Consider the following 15,308-nt stretch of genomic DNA (forward strand, 5'->3'; position numbering starts at 1 on the left):
GGCGCCATGTCCAACCGGAAGAATTGGAGGGCGTCCATGCCTGACCACCCCGAACCCGACTACCGCTTCACCCTCGCGAACGAGCGCACCTTTCTCGCCTGGATCCGCACCTCACTGGCACTGATTGCGGGGGCGGTGGCCGTCACCCATCTCGCACCGACATTCGGCAACTCGTCTACCGGCACTGCCCTCGCGATCGGCTCCACCCTGCTCGCCGTCACCATTATCATCGGCAGTTACTTCCACTGGCGCTCAGTCCAACTCGCCATGCGTCGAGGGCTGCCATTGCCCACGTCCCCGCTGATGCGGATCCTGGTCTGCGGCACCACCGGCCTCGCGGTCCTCACGATGACCACCCCGCTCCTCGGATGACCGATCCGACCGAACGCGATCAGGGTCTGCAACCCGAGAGAACCGCATTGTCGTGGCGCCGGACTGCCCTGTCGTCGGCCACGGTGGCCGGCATCCTCACCCACGCTGCAATACGGACGCAGCACACCGCCGCGATCGTTCCCGCTGCCGCAGCATTGATGACCATGAGCACCATCGTCGTCGTCGCGGGGCTGCGCGGCCGTGCTCTACGTCGGCACACTGCGCGTCTCCCCGACAAGGTCCCCGCCCTGACAAGCCTGGCGGTGCTCACTACCGCACTCGCAGAACTAGTGACGCTCGACCTCCCCCCCCATGACACCAACCGATCCGGCGAATGAGGTTGAGTGATCGGGCAAGTCACCCGCGTACCTCACACTCCGGGACGATGCTCTCGCGTGTAGTCCCACGGTCGCAGCTGTTCGACGGCCTTGCCGACCCGGAAGACGGTGGCGTCGTCGTAGGTGTGCCCGACGATCTGCACCCCGGTGGGGACGCCGGATGACGCGTGACCGCTGGGGACGGCCAGGACCGGACACCGGTTGTTGATGTTGAACGGGAGGGTGAGCAACGCCTCCGCGGCGTGATCGAGCCGCTGATCGTCGACGACGATCCCGTCGAGCATGTCGTCCCCCGCGGGGTAGGCCGATACGCCGGACGTCGGGCACAGCAGGGCATCGAACCCGGACATCGCCTCGGCGAGCTGTCGGTGCATCCGGGTCTCGATTCGCAAACCATCGACGAAGGTGGCCCCCGTGCGGGCGCTCGCGGTTTGGGTCGCGAACGCGCGGGTGTAGGGGGCGAGAAGATCCTCGTTCCCGGCCGCGACCTGCGCCACGATCGCACCCATGATCGTGCCGAAATGTGTTGTCACTGCCAGTCGGATCTCCTCGGCGGTCCACGGCAGCTCGATCTCCTCGACGATCGCCCCGGCGGTCTCGAGCGCACGTGCCACCGCGCGGGTGTTGGCCTCGATCTCCGGTTCCACCACGAAGCAGCCCAGCCGGATACTCAACGCCACGCGCATGCCCTCCACCGAGGGGTATTGGGTGGGCAGCGTGATCGCAGGACGTAGTGAGGTGTGGTCGCGGACGTCCGGCCCGATGAGCATGTTCGCCAACAGGATCGTGTCGTCGACGGTGCGTGCCATGGGACCGTCGCCGCGATAGAAGTCCATGCTCATCGGGGGCATCCCGGGGATTCGCCCGTACGGGGCCTTGTATCCGACGGTCCCGGTGAACGCCGCCGGGCCCCGGGTCGAGCCCCCGATGTCCGACGCGGTCGCCAGCGGGGTGGTTCCGGCGGCCAGCGCCGCCGCGGAGCCGCCGGAGGATCCGCCCGGGCTGTAGGCGAGGTTCCAGGGGTTGCGGGTCACGCCCCACATCGGGGTGTGGGTGAACCCGGCGACGCTGAATTCGGGGGTGGTGGTGCGGGCGTGGATGATGCCGCCTGCGGCGTGGATTCGCTCGATCACCGGAGCGCTCTCGGCCGCGACAACGTCCTTGTTCACCAGCGAGCCCTCGGTGAGGGATCGCCCGGCGATAGCGTGCTTTTCCTTGGCGGCCACCGGAATGCCCTCCAGCGGACGCGGCGCCGGGCCGCGTCCGAGATAGCGCTGCTCGGCTTCCTCGGCCTGTACGAGTGCCTCGTCGAAGAGTTGCTCGCAGAACGCGTTCACGTGGGGTTCGACCTGCTCGGCACGGTCGATGAGGGCGTGCATCAGCTCTACCGGGGACAGTTCGCGTGAGTCGAACAGTGCTCGCGCTGCGGTGGCGCTGAGGTACGGGAGATCGGTGGTCATATGTTCCTCGTCTTTCGTGAACCCGATGGGTTGTCGAAGCTGTTGTGGCGCAGTGCTAACGGGACGCAGCGTGCGGTGAGCGCTCCGTGGCGAGCGCGTGCGTCGCCGCCGCGTGCATTGCTGCGGTCGCGGCGGGCAGCACGGATGCCGGGTCGGGCGCGAATCGTGGTGAGTGGTTCGGTGGGATTCCGGCCGGTGGTTGCCCCGCTGCCAGGGCCGCGAGATCTGCTTCACTGAAGCGCTCGTGTTCCATCCCGCCGATGTGCCAGAACACCGAAGGACACCGCGCCGCGGTCCCGAGTTCGCTGAAGTCCTCGCTGCCGGTCAGTGGATGGGGCAGACGATGTACGGGCATTCCGGCCTCGGCGATTGTCCGCAGCACGGACCCGGTCACGTCCGGAGTGTTGACGGTCAACGGAAAGCTGTTGAACTCCTCGATATCCGGAGACTTCGGCGCATCGGCAGCGGCCGCCTCCGCTTCGGCCAGTCGCCTGATCGCCGTCAGCATCCGCTCACGCGACGCCGGTGTGAACGTCCTGAGGCTGAGGAGCAACTCGGCATCGTCGGCGATGATGTTCGCGGCGGTGCCCGCATGCAATGCACCGGTGGTGAGCACCGGCGCCGGCCGGGCGGAGGCCTCACGGGCGGCGAGAGTCTGGAATCGCAGTGTCAGTGAGGCCGCCATCAGCAACGGATCGACCGCGCTGTGTGGCGTCGACGCGTGGCCACCGCGCCCGAACAGTGTCACTCGGATGCTGTCGGACGCGGCCATCACGGTACCCTCCCGGGAGACGACGACGCCCGCGGGCAACGGCGCTACGTGCTGGCCCAGGCAGATCGCGGGCGTCGGAAACCGTTCGAACAGGCCGTCGTCCAGCATGGCGCGCGCACCCTGCCCCGTTTCCTCCGCGGGCTGGAACACCGCCAGAACCGTGCCGTCGATCGTCGGCGCGCCGGCGAGTCGCGCGCACACCGCGAGGAGCGCAGCGACGTGCACGTCGTGTCCGCACGCATGCATGACCCCGGGCACCCTCGACGCGTAGTCCAAGCCTGTGTCTTCCTGCACAGGCAAGGCGTCCATATCCGCGCGCAGAAGCACCACCGGCCCGGGGCCGCCCCGCAGAACACCGACGACGCCGGTGCCACCGACGCGCTCGGTCACCTCCCAGCCGCCGAGGGCGCGCAACTCGTGCGCCACGAGACCCGCGGTGCGGTACTCGCACGCTGAAAGCTCGGGATGCGCGTGGAGATCGTTGTAGACGTCTCGCCAATGGGACTGCTGTGCGGCATCATTCGACAGTGGAGTGCTCATGGGTTTCCTCTCGGTCGGGGGTGCGGTCGCGCCGGACGGCGGCGAGCATGTGGTCGGTGGTCTGGGGTGCGGCGAGAACGGCGGCGATCGCGATGAGCGGGCCGACGGCCAGCGCACCGAAAGCAGTGGTCCAGGACGCGGCGTCGACGATCGCTCCGAAAGCCAAGGGCGCCGCGATGCCGGCGATCATGCCGCCGAACAGGATCATCGAGGACGCGGCCCCGGAAACCGAAGCCGGGAGGCTGCGCAGCGGCACCGCGAACGCGGGCATGTAGCACAGTGCACTGATGCCGCTGAGGACGGTTCCGACGACGACGAACATGGTCACCGATTCCGTGTGGGGCAGGACGATCACGAGTGCGGCACTGACGATCATCGCGGGGACGATGATGCGGCTGGGTCTTCCCTCCCACCGGTCCGACAAACGGCCGCCGACGATCACGGCGATGGCGGCCACGAGGGTCGGGGCGATCGAGAGCAGACCCGCGGTGCCGATCGACACGCCCCGCTCCTCGTGGAGATACGAGACGGTCCAGGAGCCGATGCCCCACACGATCACGTCGTATCCGAAGAACACCAGCGCGAAACACCACATCGCGGGCGCTCGGAGCACGATCCCCACGCCACTCGAACTGCTGCTTCGGTGTGCCGTGGCGGGGTCGAGTGCGGTCACGTCCGAGGGCAGTGCCTCGGGCATCCAACGCTTGATCGCAACCACGACCACAACCCCGAGGACGGCGATGACGGCGAACATCGGCCGCCATCCCCACAGTGGCAACAGAATCGACGCGATGATCGCGGCGGCGAACGAGCCGAAGGCGTTCGAACTCAGCATCCACCCGTTGGCTGTCATCCGCTGCTCGGGCACGCTGCGTTCCGACAACAGCTTGATCGCGGCTGCGGGGAACACGCCCTGCGCGAAGCCGAACAGCAGCCGGATCGCCAACAGTGCGGTGAACGACCAGGCGATCGCCGTGAGCCCGGTGAACAGGGACCACGCGATGAGACCCGCGAGGGCGATACGCACAGCACCGAACCGATCGGCGAGCAGCCCGCCCGGGATCTGCGACAGCGCGTAGGCGACGAAGAACGCCGACACGATCAGGCCGCGCTGCCCGTAGTCGAGTGCGAATTCCGTACCGATCGCGGGCAGGGCGAGATTGATGACGAGTCGGTCGATGTAGTCGACCGCCCACGCCGCGAAGAGCAGTAGCACGGTGATGCGAGTGGAACGCAGCACGATAAATCTCCTCACAAGACGAACTCGATGGGTGGGATGACTCACAATGGACCGCGTGGCACTCGAAACCCCTGACGCGCAGCATTCCGGCGCAGAACACCCCTTCGTGCCGGATTCCGGCGGCACCTCGTTCAGCGAGTTCGACCTGACCCTGCTCAACGCGCTCCAGATCAGCCCACGCGGGTCCTGGGCCCAGATCGGCACTGCCCTCGGTGTGGACGCCACCACCGCCTCACGGCGCTGGCGCCAGCTATCCGACGACGGACAGGCGTGGATCACCGCGTACCCGGTCGGGCAACACCACACGAACGCCTACGTGACGCTCGAGTGCACTCCCGAGGCCGTTCACCGCGTCGGCTCAGCACTGTGCGGGCTGAACTGCGCTTATCAGGTCGAACGCACCGACGGCAAGGCGCAATACTTTGCCGCCGTCGCCACCGCCGGCCCCCAGGCCCTGGACGATCTGGTCCACGACCATCTGAGCCGGATACCCGGAGTGGTCTCGATTCGGGCCGAGCTGTGTCTGCACGTCTACCACGAAGGCGGCGGATGGCAGCCGCGGACGCTGGACAGTGCCCAGCGCGCCCAGCTCACCACGCCACCGAGTGATCCGTTCCCGGTTCCGCTGAAGGCATCCGACCGTCCGTTGCTGGACGCATTGAGCGCCGACGGGCGCTGCAGCTACGCCGAATTGGCCGACCGGTGCGGAGTCAGCGAGACGACCGTCAGGCGCAGGCTCGGCAAGCTCACGCGATCAGGCCAATTGGCCTTCCGATGTGACATGACCCAGCAGGCAGCAGGCTGGCCGCTCAATGCAATATTCGAGGTCGACGCGGGTGCAGATCTCGACCGTGTGGGCCGTGCCGTGTCCACGTGGCCCGAAATCCGGCTGTGCGCCTCGACCAGCGGGCGATACAACCTGCTCGTGTACCTGTGGCTGCGCTCGGCGCAGGACTGCCGCCGCATCGAGGAACGGCTCGTTGCCCTGTCCGACAACGTTCGCGTCGACAGCCGCCGGGTGACGCTTCGACCGCTCAAACGGATGGGGCGGTTGCTCGGCCCGCACGGCGCCGCAGTCGGCCACGTTCCCTTGGATGTGTGGCGCGACAGTTCGCCGAGATCGGCGTAGCGAACAACCCACACGATTTCGCTGTTGTGGTGGCCGCGTCCCGCAGGGAAGGTAGAGGCATGTCGATTCCCCTGAACTCCGCGCGGGCGGCGCTCGACCCCGAGGAACTGCTGGCCGTGGCGATCGCCGAAGCCGAACTCGGCAAACGTGAGGGCGGAATACCGATCGGGGCTGCATTATTCGCCGGCGACGGAACCCTGCTGGGCAGCGGTCGCAACCGACGAGTCCAGCACGGCGACCCGTCCGTCCACGGTGAGACGGACGCCTTCCGCGCGGCCGGGCGCCAACGTGACTACCGCTCGACGATCATGGTGACGACCCTGTCACCGTGCTGGTACTGCAGCGGTCTGGTCCGGCAGTTCAACATCGGCGCGATCGTGGTGGGGGAGAGCGTGACGTTCACCGGCGGTCACGAATGGCTCCGCGAGAACGGCGTGGACGTGACCGTCCTGCGCGATCAGCACTGCATCGACCTGATGGCCGAATTCATCGAGACCCAGCCCGAACTCTGGAACGAGGACATCGGCGTGGCCGAATGACCGGCGCCTCCGGCACCCGTGCGCCTTTCCGGTAGCGGGGGCTACCCGAAAGGCGCACGGGTCCGAAGGGCCTCGTCGGTCAGTTCCAGCCACCGGGTGACGCCGATGTCGTGGAGGAACTGTCGGTCGTGGCTTACCACGATCAACGCGCCGCGGTAGCTGCGGAGCGCCTGCGTGAGGTGAGTGAGGCTCGGCAGGTCGAGGTTGTTCGTCGGCTCGTCCATCAGCAGCAGCCGCGGGGCGGGTTCGGCCAGCAGGATGGTCGCGAGCGCGGCCCGCAACCGTTCCCCACCCGACAATGCCGCCGCGAGCACATCGGAATCGTTGCCGCGGAACAGGAACCGGGCCAGTTGGGCACGGATCTGTTCCTGCGACGCGTGAGGCGCCGCCGCGGCCACGTTCTCGGCGACCGTGAGCGATTCGTCAAACACGTCGAGTCGCTGCGGCAGCGCCTTGAACGGAACTCGCGGTCCCGCGGCCACGACGGCGTCGAGCAGGGTCGTCTTGCCGACGCCGTTGCGTCCGACGAGGGCGATCCGCTCGGGGCCCACGACGTCCAGCGACACCTGCTGACCGCTGAGCAGGCTCACGTCCCGGACGGAGACCACCTCCTGGCCCGAATGCACTTCCGTGGCCGGGAGGTCGATGCGCACCTCGCGGTCGTCCCGCAGGGCACTTTCCGCTTCCGTCAACGACTCCCGCGCTTCGTCGACCTTCGCGATGTGGTTGTTCCGCAGCTTCCCCGCGGATTCCTGCGCCTGACGCTTCCGCAGCCCCATCACGATCTTCGGTTCGCGCTTGTTCTCGAACATCTGCTGCCCGTACCGCTTACGACGGTCGATCTTGATGCGGGCCTCGACGAGTTCCCGCTTCTGCTTCTGCACATCGCTGCGGGCATCGCGCACCGCGGCCCGCGCGGCCTCCTGCTCCGCCTCGACGATCTCCTGGTAGGCACTGAAGTTCCCGCCGAACATGCGGATCTCACCACCACGCAACTCCGCGACGGAATTCATGAGATCGAGCAGGTCGCGGTCGTGGCTGACCACCAGCAGGGTGCCCGGAAACTGTTGCACCACCTCGCAGAGCTTGCTGCGGGACGCGCTGTCGAGGTTGTTGGTGGGCTCGTCGAGGAGCAGCACCTCCGGTTCCTTCAACAGTTGCGCGGTGAGGCCGAGCAACACGGTCTCACCGCCGGACAGGGTGCCGACGGTGCGATCGAGGTCGGACGTGCTGCCGAGCACGCGTTCGAGACCGAGCCGGTGCAGGGTCGAGACCGCCCGCTCCTCGATGTCCCAGCGGCCGGTCGCGGCATCGAAGTCGTCGGGTGTGCCGTCGCCGGACTCGATGCGGTGCAACGCCGCCCGGAGGTCGGCGATGCCCAGGATCCGGTCGACCTTCAGCGTGGGATCGAGCGTGATGTCCTGCGGCAGGTACGCCACCTCGCCCTGCGCCGTCACCGACCCGCGGTCGGGGTGCAGGCGCCCGGCGATCAGCCGGAGCAGGGTGGATTTACCGGAACCGTTGAGACCGACCACCCCGGTGCGTCCGGGGCCGAAGACGGCATCGAGGCCGTCGAAGACCGGCTCGCCGTCGGGCCAGGTGAACGTGAGGTCGGACAGGGACAGATATGACTGGGCCATGGGGTACTCCCGAGGTGTGTGCGGATGAAGACTCGCGTGACTACCTCGTCAGGAGCAATGGACCGTTCCCCTCTGTCTGACACGCCCGGTGCGCATCGGTGACGTCCACGATAGGACGCCGCCGATGCCCGCGCAATCGAATTAGATCTGGGGGCCGTCGGCCCGGAGTTCGTCCACCTTCGCCATGGCGTCGCGGAGCTCGGCGAGCCACTGTTCGCTGTGCTGGCCGGCCAGGCGCACCGTCCACATCAGGGCGTCCGACCGCGACCGCGCCACACCGGCGTCGACGAGTGTGTCCAGAACCTTGCGTTCGGGCTGGCGCAGCCGGGTCATCACCGGAACGGCGAGGTGAGTGAACAGCGTCTTGTGGCCGTCGAGGCTGACGCCCCACGCGACCTTGCGCCCGTATCGCCTCTCGGCTTCGTCGGCGATGCGCATCCGATCGCCCCGGGTCGTTTCGCGGAACCGGGAGATGCGTCCGTCGATCGCGGCCTCCGAACCGGAGTCGGCGGATTCGACGGGCGGCAATTCGCCGACCACCACGATCTCCTCGCGGTCGACCTCGACGGTCGCGGGGCCGGTGAACCAGTCGTCGGGAAGACGGCCGGTGAACCATTCGGCCGCGTCGCTCGCATCGGGGACATCCGCCTGCTGCCATCCACCGGGCCGGCCGAAGCGGCGCGGGCCCGGACCTTGTGTGTTCCTCATGGCGTCCTCCTGGGGACCCTGGTGCCGCGATCACTGTGATGCAGCACTGATTACATAATTACACCGATTATTCGAAGCGCGCCACCACGTCAGGCATGATCGAGTCCGTGCGCACCTCAACCGTTCGTCACAGCCCCATCCGTCCCACCCCCACCCGGAAGGCAGCGGCCGGAATCGCCGTCCTCGCGTCCGTGCTCTCCGCCTGCGGACTCTTCGGGCCGGACCAGCCCGACACCGTCTCGCAGCAGTTCGCCGACGCCCTCAACAGCGACGACGTGCAGGCCGCCGCCGAACTCACCACCGATCCGGCCGCCGCAACCGCCGCGATCACGGCGATGTACGACGGGCTCGGAAACAAGGACGGGACGTTCACCCGCACCGACGTGCAGGAGGCGGGTGACAACGGCGGCACGTTCACGATGGACGTGTCGTGGCCGTTCGCGCCGGGGCAGGAGTGGAAGTACAGCACCACCGGCAACGCCACCAAGGAAGGCGACGACTGGAAGATCGTCTGGGACCCGGCCGTCCTCGCACCCGGCCTCACCGACGACACCACCGTCCGGTACACCACCACGACCGGGGCGCCGCCGAAGGTCCTCGCGGCGGGCGGGGCACCGATCCTCGAGCAACAGGTCGTGACGCTCGTCAACCTCGAACCGGGTGCGGACACCGCGGCGGCGGCCGCGTTGCTGTCGCCCATCGCCCCGACGATCACCGCCGCCTCGCTCCAGCAGGATCTGGCCGGCGCCCAGGGCAAGCCGGTCACGGCCATCTCGCTGCGCGCCGAGGACCTCGCGCCGATCGAACCGCAGTTGCGGCAACTCGCCGGCGTGACACTCGCCCCGCAGACCAGACTGCTCAGCACGGACAAGGCGCTGGCCTCACCCACCCTGGCGGGCCTCGGCGACCTGTGGCAGGAGGGACAGGACGCCTCCGCCGGCTGGGCGGTGCAGCTGGTCGGCCAGGACGGCGCGGCCAAGAGCATCGCCGGCGAGCAGGGCCCCGACGCCCCCGACATCGCGACGACCCTCGACCTCCCGATGCAGATGGCTGCCGAGCGGGCGCTCGCCGACGTCCCGCAGCAGGCCGCGATCGTCGCCCTGCGACCCTCCACCGGCGAGGTGCTGGCGGTAGCGCAGAACGCCCCGGCCGACGCACTCGGGCCGATCGCGCTGACCGGCCTCTACCCGCCGGGATCCACGTTCAAGACGGTGACGACGTCCGCGGCCCTGCAGGCCGGCGCCGCCACACCGGACACCGTTCTGCCCTGCCCCGGCACCGAGAACATCGAGGGCAGGCAGATCCCCAACGACGACGAATTCGACCTCGGCGCGGTCCCGCTGCACACCGCCTTCGCGCGGTCGTGCAACACCACCATGGGACGGCTGGCGGTCGGCCTGCCGCCCGACGCCCTGCAGCAGGCCGCGCTGCAGTTCGGGCTCGGCGTCGACTACGTGACGCCCGGGCTGACGACCGTGACCGGCAACGTGCCCGTCGCCGACAGTCCGGCGGCCCGCGTCGAGTCCGGGATCGGGCAGGGGCAGGTGACCGCGACGCCGTTCGGGATGGCCATGGTGGCCGCCTCCATCGCGAACGGTTCGACGCCGTCGCCTATGATCGTGCAAGGCCAACCGGGAACCGCCGACAAGACGGCGCCCACCGTGCCTGCGAACGTCACCTCCGACCTCCGGACGATGATGCGCGAAACTGTGACGGGCGGTACCGCTACTGCGCTGCAGGACATTCCGGGATTGCTCGGCAAAACGGGGACGGCCGAGTCGGGAAATGGTCCCGCGCACGGCTGGTTCGTCGGAATCAAGGACGACCTAGCATTTGCCGTATTTATAGCAACAGGTGACAGTTCGGCCCCTGCTGTGCAGGCTGCGGGGCGTTTTCTTCGATAAACCCGTTCGCGCTTGGCTGTTCGGGGATAAGTTGTGGCTCAACCGTAACTCCTTCGTAGGCAAATGGTGCTTGTTACGCATGTGACTGAAAGCAAGATGGTGGACATGGGGAATGGACGATCGCTTGGCCGCCGCAACAGATACGTGATCGCCCTGACGTCGGCTGTCGTTCTGGCGGTGATTCTGGCGTCGTGTGTGCTGTCGAAAGAGGAGGCGACCGCTCAGTCGGTCGTCGACGACTTCGTCAACGCACTGAACGAGGGCGACGCCGCCGCTGCTGCAGCGCAGACCTCTTATCCCAACGCCGCGGAGACGGCGATTCAGCAGATGTTCGACGGTCTCAAACCCGAGGACGCCAAGTTCGACCTGACCCAGTTCATGGATCTCGGCTCGGACTCCGGCTTCTTCACCGTCGGTGCCGCTTGGCATTTCGGTGAGGGCAAGGATTGGACCTACCAGGTTCAGGGTGGCGTGCGGAACCTGTCCGTCGGCTGGCGCATCTCCTGGGATCCGTCGATCCTCGCGCCCGACCTGGGCAACGGACGGGTCGTCCGCTACGACCGGACGGACGCCGCTCCGCCGCGGGTCTTCGACGCGTTCGGTGCGTTGCTCATGAACGAGCAGACCATCAACTCGGTCACCCTCGATCCCGCCACGATGCCCGATCCCGTCGCGACCACCCGGCGTCTCGCGGAGGTCCTCGAGCCGGTGGCGCCCCTCGTGACGTCCGACACGATGATGGCGGAGATGGCCGAGAAGCCCGGCCAGCAGGTCACCGCCGTGCTGCTGCGCGACCAGGACTGGGAGTTCCTCGAGCAGGATCTCGCGATCCCCGGTGTCGTCACCATCAAGACGCCGAAGCTCATCACGGCGGATCGGCGCATCACGACGCCGCTGCTGGATCCGTTGCGCAAGGTGTGGCAGGCCAACCGGGACGCCACGGCCGGCTGGGCCGTCCATCTCGTGGACCCCGACGGCACGCTCATCCCGCAGGCAGGCTTCCAGGGCCCGCCTGGACCGGACATCGTCGCAACCATGGACTCCCGCCTGCAGCTGGCAGCCGAGGAAGCCGTGGTCAGTGTCGGAACCCCCGCGACGATCGTCGCGATCCAGCCGTCCTCCGGCGCCGTGCTGGCCGCCGCGCAGAACAATCAGGCGATGGAGCAGGGGCCGATCGCGTTCCAGGGCCTGTATCCCGCCGGGTCGAACCTCGACCTGGTGAAGAAGGCCGCCGGACTGCAGAAGGGCGTCGACCCGTCGTCGCTGTCGATCGAGGACATCGAGAAGGCGGGCAATCAGCTCGGGCTCGGCATGAACTACAAGATCCCGGGCCTCGACCATCAGACCGCCGTCTTCACCGCCGACCAGTCGGGCATGAACCAGGTGATGAACCGTAAGGACAGCGACCTGCCCGCCGTGACGCCGTTCGGGATGGCCATGCTGGCCGCATCGATCGCGCGGGGCAGTGCGCCGGCCCCGATGATCGTCCAGGGACAGCCGGGCACCACGGATGTGGCCGCTCAGCCGCTTCCGGCGAACGTCAACGACCAGCTCCGCGGCATGATGCGCGACAACGTGGTGCGGGGCGGAGCGTCGTTCCTCAACGGCTACCCGGACCTCATGGGCATGAACGGGGCGAGCGGCGACGACCGCTGGTTCTACGGCTCACGCGGCGACCTGGCCTTCGCGGTCTTCGTCGCCGACGCCGATGGTGGCGACCGGGCGGTGAAGATGACCGACATGCTGTTCCGTGAGATGGCGAAGCCGGCGAACTGAGGACACGGTGATGGCGAAGCCGGCGAACTGAGGACACGGCGGGGCCGTCCGCGCTGAGGGAGTAAGTGAGCAAGGGTAAGTTTCTACCTTGTGTCCCTGCTTGATATCGGTCTTCTCGTCGTAGCGGGGTTCTTCGCGGGACTGGTCGGCTTCGTCACCGGCCTGGCGTCCATCGTGTCGTATCCCGCACTCCTCGCGGTCGGTCTGCCGCCGGTGACCGCGAACGTCACCAACACGGTCGCGATGGTGGCGGTCGGCGTCGGCGCCTTGTCCAACTCGACGCGGGAGGTCGCCGACACCGGTCCCAAGCTGTGGCGCTGGGCGCTGTACTCGGCTGCGGGCGGCCTGGTCGGCGCGGGAATCCTGCTGGTGGCCCCGGCGGGGTCGTTCGAGGCGATCGTTCCGTTCATGGTGGCGTTCGCCGCGCTGGCGCTGCTGTTGCAGCCCCGACTCCGCGCGCTCGCAGGCGAGCGGGACATGCCACGCGCGTATTCGGTGTCGCTGTTCGTCGTCGCCATCTACGGCGGATACTTCGGTGCCGGCGCCGGCGTGATCTTCCTGGCGATCGCGCTGATCCTCACCTCGGAGAAGATCTGGCGCGCGACCATCTTGAAGAGCTTTTTCCTCGGCGTCGCGAACCTGGTGGCGGCGATCGGGTTCGCGGTCTTCGGTCCCGTCCACTGGGGCGCCGCCGCCGCGATGGCGGTCGGCGCCCTGGCCGGTGGCTGGTGCGGGCCGCCTGTCGTCAGGCGGATACCACCGTCCGTCCTCCGCGTCGTCATCGCGATCGCGGGATTCGGGTTGGCCGCGTGGTTGTGGGTGCGCTGAGTCGACGCTCAGTGCATCGTCAGTGTCGTAATGCCGCCATGCGTCAGTGCACGCCCTTCATCAGACGCCGGATCCACGGGGAGCCGATGGCGAGGAGCACACCGACGGCGATCGAGCCCAGCCCGACCGCGGTGAAGTACGGGACTTCGTTGTTCTCGTCGTAGTAGCCGGCCAGTGTGCCCGCCATGGCGGTGCCCAGGGCGACGGACAGGAAGAACAACGCCACCATCTGGGTGTGGAAGGCCTCGGGCGCCAGTTTGGTCGACAGCGACAGCCCGACCGGGGACAGCAGCAGTTCGGCGAATGTGAACAGCAACAGGATTCCGGCCAGACCCAGCAGCGGTGCACTGTTCGCGCCGCCACCCGACATCGGGATGAACGCCAGGAACGCGATACCCATGATGACGGTGCCCGCCGCGAACTTGATCGGCGACGACGGCTGGCGGGGTCCGAGCTTCGTCCACGCGGCTGCGAAGACGCCCGCGAAGATGATGATGAAGACCGGGTTGATGGACTGCACCCAGGACGGCGGGAAGTCCCAGCCGAACAGATTGCGGTCGAGTCGCTTGTCGGAGTACACCGCGACGGTGGTGAACTGCTGCTGGAACAGCGACCAGAACACCGCGCTGGCGATGAACATCGGGATGAACGCGTAGACGCGGCTGCGCTCGACGGCCGTGATGCGGCGGCTCGACAACATGATCGCGAAGTAGCCGATCGCCGCGACGATGGTGAGGCCGACCACGATGTCCGACATGTTGGCCGCGGTGATCACCCCGGTCAGGGACAGGGCCGCAATGACCACGACCGCGGCGGCGCCGATCGCGATCCACTTGGGTCGCTGGGCGCGGGGGAGGGGATTGGGCGGTTCCGCGCCGATGCCGCGGAGGTGCTTGCGGCCGAGCGTGTACTGGATCAGTCCGAGCGCCATGCCGATTGCGGCGAGCGCGAAGCCGGCGTGGAAGCCGATGGAGTCCTGCGCCCAGCCCGTCAGCAGCGGGCCGACGAGGGCGCCGAGGTTGATGCCCATGTAGAAGATGGAGAATCCGGCGTCCCGGCGCTCGTCGTTTTCGTCGTAGAGATCACCGACGAGGGATGTGGCGTTGGCCTTGAGCCCGCCACTACCGAATGCGACGCAGACCAGGCCGATTCCCACACCCCACAGTCCCGGGAACACGGCGAGGGCGATGTGGCCGAGCATGACGAGGATGGCGCTGTAGAACAGGGTCCGTTCGGAGCCCAGGAGCCGGTCGGCGATCCAGGCTCCGAGAATGGTGGACAGATACACCGTTCCGCCGTAGGCGCCGACGATGCTGGTCGCGGACGATTCGGCGATTCCGAGGCCACCGTCGGCGGCCGAATAGTAGAGGTAGTAGATCAGGATGCCTTGCATCCCGTAGAAGGAGAATCGCTCCCACATCTCGACGCCGAACAGGTTCGCGAGGGCGAACGGCTGGCCGAAGAAGCCGCGGTCGGCCCGCTTCTCGTCCCGGGCCGGATCGATGGTGTCACTCATGGGAAAACTGTCTCACCTCGAGCGGGTGTGCGTGTGTCGTCGGGGCGGATTCGCCGCTATCGGGTGGTGGCGCGCGACTTCGTCACGATCTTCGCGACGGCACGCCAGCCGAGGAGGAACACGGCGAGCACCGTGCCCGCCACGAGGACGAAACTGAACGCCGTTCCCTGGCCGCTGACGACGCGCAACAGCATGCCCACCGCGAGCGTCGACAGCCACACCACGATGCCTGTCGGGACGATGAGGAACGCGTCGAACTTGTCGTGGTAGAGCGCGACGGTGGCCAGCCAGCCAACCGCCAGGCCGGTCAGGAACGGCCACGCCGTGGTGGCCAGACCCGTCAGTGCGTTGGCTTCGTCGTGACTGCGGCGGCCGATAGCGCAGAACACGATCACGAGGACGACGTCCAGGACGAGCGCGGGGAGGTACTTCTTCACACGGCCAGCCTAGAGGTGGTGCCTTCTCACAGTTCCGGCCGATCGACTTCGCGCTGATCGCGAGACCGCGCCGGCCGGAACGCGTCGCGAGCCGACGGTCGTGCGGTCA

The 15,308-nt window shown here is 67.8% G+C and carries 14 protein-coding genes; 7 read left to right on the forward strand and 7 right to left on the reverse strand.

Annotated features, from left to right (window positions below; translation table 11 throughout):
• Positions 1-36: 36 nt before the first annotated feature.
• Positions 37-372 carry a YidH family protein gene (locus ACLIVD_RS07620; RefSeq protein WP_317569956.1) on the forward strand — a complete coding sequence of 112 codons (336 nt, stop codon included), beginning with the start codon at positions 37-39 and terminating at the stop codon, positions 370-372.
• Positions 369-710, forward strand: a complete 342-nt coding sequence (locus ACLIVD_RS07625; protein ID WP_317569957.1) for a DUF202 domain-containing protein — start codon at positions 369-371, stop codon at positions 708-710. The genes ACLIVD_RS07620 and ACLIVD_RS07625 overlap by 4 nt, the downstream gene beginning before the upstream one ends.
• A 32-nt stretch (positions 711-742) precedes the next feature.
• Here ACLIVD_RS07625 and ACLIVD_RS07630 read toward each other — a convergent pair whose 3' ends face one another.
• Genes ACLIVD_RS07630 through ACLIVD_RS07640 form a run of 3 tightly spaced genes read right to left on the reverse strand, consistent with a single transcriptional unit; the run spans position 743 to position 4,722 of the window.
• Positions 743-2,170 (reverse strand): amidase, encoded by a 1,428-nt coding sequence (locus ACLIVD_RS07630; protein ID WP_491932201.1) that lies wholly within the window; start codon positions 2,168-2,170, stop codon positions 743-745.
• 55 nt (positions 2,171-2,225) lie between these two features.
• Positions 2,226-3,482: an amidohydrolase gene (locus ACLIVD_RS07635; RefSeq protein ID WP_491932202.1), complete on the reverse strand. Its 1,257-nt coding sequence runs from the start codon at positions 3,480-3,482 to the stop codon at positions 2,226-2,228.
• The gene (locus ACLIVD_RS07640) at positions 3,460-4,722 is read right to left on the reverse strand and encodes an MFS transporter (protein ID WP_491932203.1); all 1,263 of its coding nucleotides are present in this window, start codon (positions 4,720-4,722) and stop codon (positions 3,460-3,462) included. The genes ACLIVD_RS07635 and ACLIVD_RS07640 overlap by 23 nt, the downstream gene beginning before the upstream one ends.
• 46 nt (positions 4,723-4,768) lie before the next feature.
• Between ACLIVD_RS07640 and ACLIVD_RS07645 the strand changes: the two genes are divergently transcribed.
• Together ACLIVD_RS07645 and ACLIVD_RS07650 are read left to right on the forward strand one after the other, a co-directional pair.
• Complete coding sequence (locus tag ACLIVD_RS07645; protein ID WP_491932204.1) at positions 4,769-5,851, forward strand: Lrp/AsnC family transcriptional regulator; 1,083 nt, start codon at positions 4,769-4,771, stop codon at positions 5,849-5,851.
• Between the two features lie 59 nt (positions 5,852-5,910).
• Complete coding sequence (locus ACLIVD_RS07650; RefSeq protein ID WP_280784562.1) at positions 5,911-6,390, forward strand: nucleoside deaminase; 480 nt, start codon at positions 5,911-5,913, stop codon at positions 6,388-6,390.
• Positions 6,391-6,431: 41 nt separating this feature from the next.
• Here ACLIVD_RS07650 and ACLIVD_RS07655 read toward each other — a convergent pair whose 3' ends face one another.
• Together ACLIVD_RS07655 and abmR are read right to left on the reverse strand one after the other, a co-directional pair.
• A complete protein-coding gene (locus ACLIVD_RS07655; RefSeq protein ID WP_491932205.1) occupies positions 6,432-8,030 on the reverse strand; it encodes an ABC-F family ATP-binding cassette domain-containing protein in 1,599 nt (532 codons plus the stop codon).
• Positions 8,031-8,171: 141 nt separating this feature from the next.
• Positions 8,172-8,738, reverse strand: a complete 567-nt coding sequence (abmR, locus tag ACLIVD_RS07660) for an ATP-binding transcription factor AbmR (RefSeq protein WP_280784560.1) — start codon at positions 8,736-8,738, stop codon at positions 8,172-8,174.
• Positions 8,739-8,833: 95 nt separating this feature from the next.
• Between abmR and ACLIVD_RS07665 the strand changes: the two genes are divergently transcribed.
• The 3 genes from ACLIVD_RS07665 to ACLIVD_RS07675 all read left to right on the forward strand — a co-directional run bounded on the left by ACLIVD_RS07665 (position 8,834) and on the right by ACLIVD_RS07675 (position 13,246).
• Complete coding sequence (locus ACLIVD_RS07665; protein ID WP_491932206.1) at positions 8,834-10,642, forward strand: penicillin-binding transpeptidase domain-containing protein; 1,809 nt, start codon at positions 8,834-8,836, stop codon at positions 10,640-10,642.
• Between the two features lie 96 nt (positions 10,643-10,738).
• On the forward strand, positions 10,739-12,418 hold the full coding sequence (locus ACLIVD_RS07670; protein WP_491932859.1) for an NTF2-like N-terminal transpeptidase domain-containing protein: 1,680 nt from the start codon (positions 10,739-10,741) through the stop codon (positions 12,416-12,418).
• Between the two features lie 90 nt (positions 12,419-12,508).
• Positions 12,509-13,246: a sulfite exporter TauE/SafE family protein gene (locus ACLIVD_RS07675; protein ID WP_491932207.1), complete on the forward strand. Its 738-nt coding sequence runs from the start codon at positions 12,509-12,511 to the stop codon at positions 13,244-13,246.
• Positions 13,247-13,289: 43 nt separating this feature from the next.
• Here the strand turns inward: ACLIVD_RS07675 and ACLIVD_RS07680 are convergent, their stop codons facing one another.
• Both ACLIVD_RS07680 and ACLIVD_RS07685 read right to left on the reverse strand, forming a co-directional pair.
• Positions 13,290-14,762: a peptide MFS transporter gene (locus ACLIVD_RS07680; protein ID WP_491932208.1), complete on the reverse strand. Its 1,473-nt coding sequence runs from the start codon at positions 14,760-14,762 to the stop codon at positions 13,290-13,292.
• A 56-nt stretch (positions 14,763-14,818) separates the two neighbouring features.
• Positions 14,819-15,199: a DUF3054 domain-containing protein gene (locus tag ACLIVD_RS07685; RefSeq protein WP_491932209.1), complete on the reverse strand. Its 381-nt coding sequence runs from the start codon at positions 15,197-15,199 to the stop codon at positions 14,819-14,821.
• Positions 15,200-15,308 lie beyond the last annotated feature (109 nt).

This window comes from Rhodococcus sp. G6(2025), from assembly GCF_058628105.1.

Bases quoted from the DNA above. Each gene is read 5' to 3' on its own strand.
- ACLIVD_RS07620 (WP_317569956.1), top strand. From the start codon at position 37: ATGCCTGACCACCCCGAACCCGACTACCGCTTCACCCTCGCGAACGAG.
- ACLIVD_RS07625 (WP_317569957.1), top strand. From the start codon at position 369: ATGACCGATCCGACCGAACGCGATCAGGGTCTGCAACCCGAGAGAACC.
- ACLIVD_RS07630 (WP_491932201.1), bottom strand. From the start codon at position 2,170: ATGACCACCGATCTCCCGTACCTCAGCGCCACCGCAGCGCGAGCACTG.
- ACLIVD_RS07635 (WP_491932202.1), bottom strand. From the start codon at position 3,482: ATGAGCACTCCACTGTCGAATGATGCCGCACAGCAGTCCCATTGGCGA.
- ACLIVD_RS07645 (WP_491932204.1), top strand. From the start codon at position 4,769: ATGGACCGCGTGGCACTCGAAACCCCTGACGCGCAGCATTCCGGCGCA.
- ACLIVD_RS07650 (WP_280784562.1), top strand. From the start codon at position 5,911: ATGTCGATTCCCCTGAACTCCGCGCGGGCGGCGCTCGACCCCGAGGAA.
- ACLIVD_RS07655 (WP_491932205.1), bottom strand. From the start codon at position 8,030: ATGGCCCAGTCATATCTGTCCCTGTCCGACCTCACGTTCACCTGGCCC.
- abmR (WP_280784560.1), bottom strand. From the start codon at position 8,738: ATGAGGAACACACAAGGTCCGGGCCCGCGCCGCTTCGGCCGGCCCGGT.
- ACLIVD_RS07665 (WP_491932206.1), top strand. From the start codon at position 8,834: ATGATCGAGTCCGTGCGCACCTCAACCGTTCGTCACAGCCCCATCCGT.
- ACLIVD_RS07670 (WP_491932859.1), top strand. From the start codon at position 10,739: ATGGTGGACATGGGGAATGGACGATCGCTTGGCCGCCGCAACAGATAC.
- ACLIVD_RS07680 (WP_491932208.1), bottom strand. From the start codon at position 14,762: ATGAGTGACACCATCGATCCGGCCCGGGACGAGAAGCGGGCCGACCGC.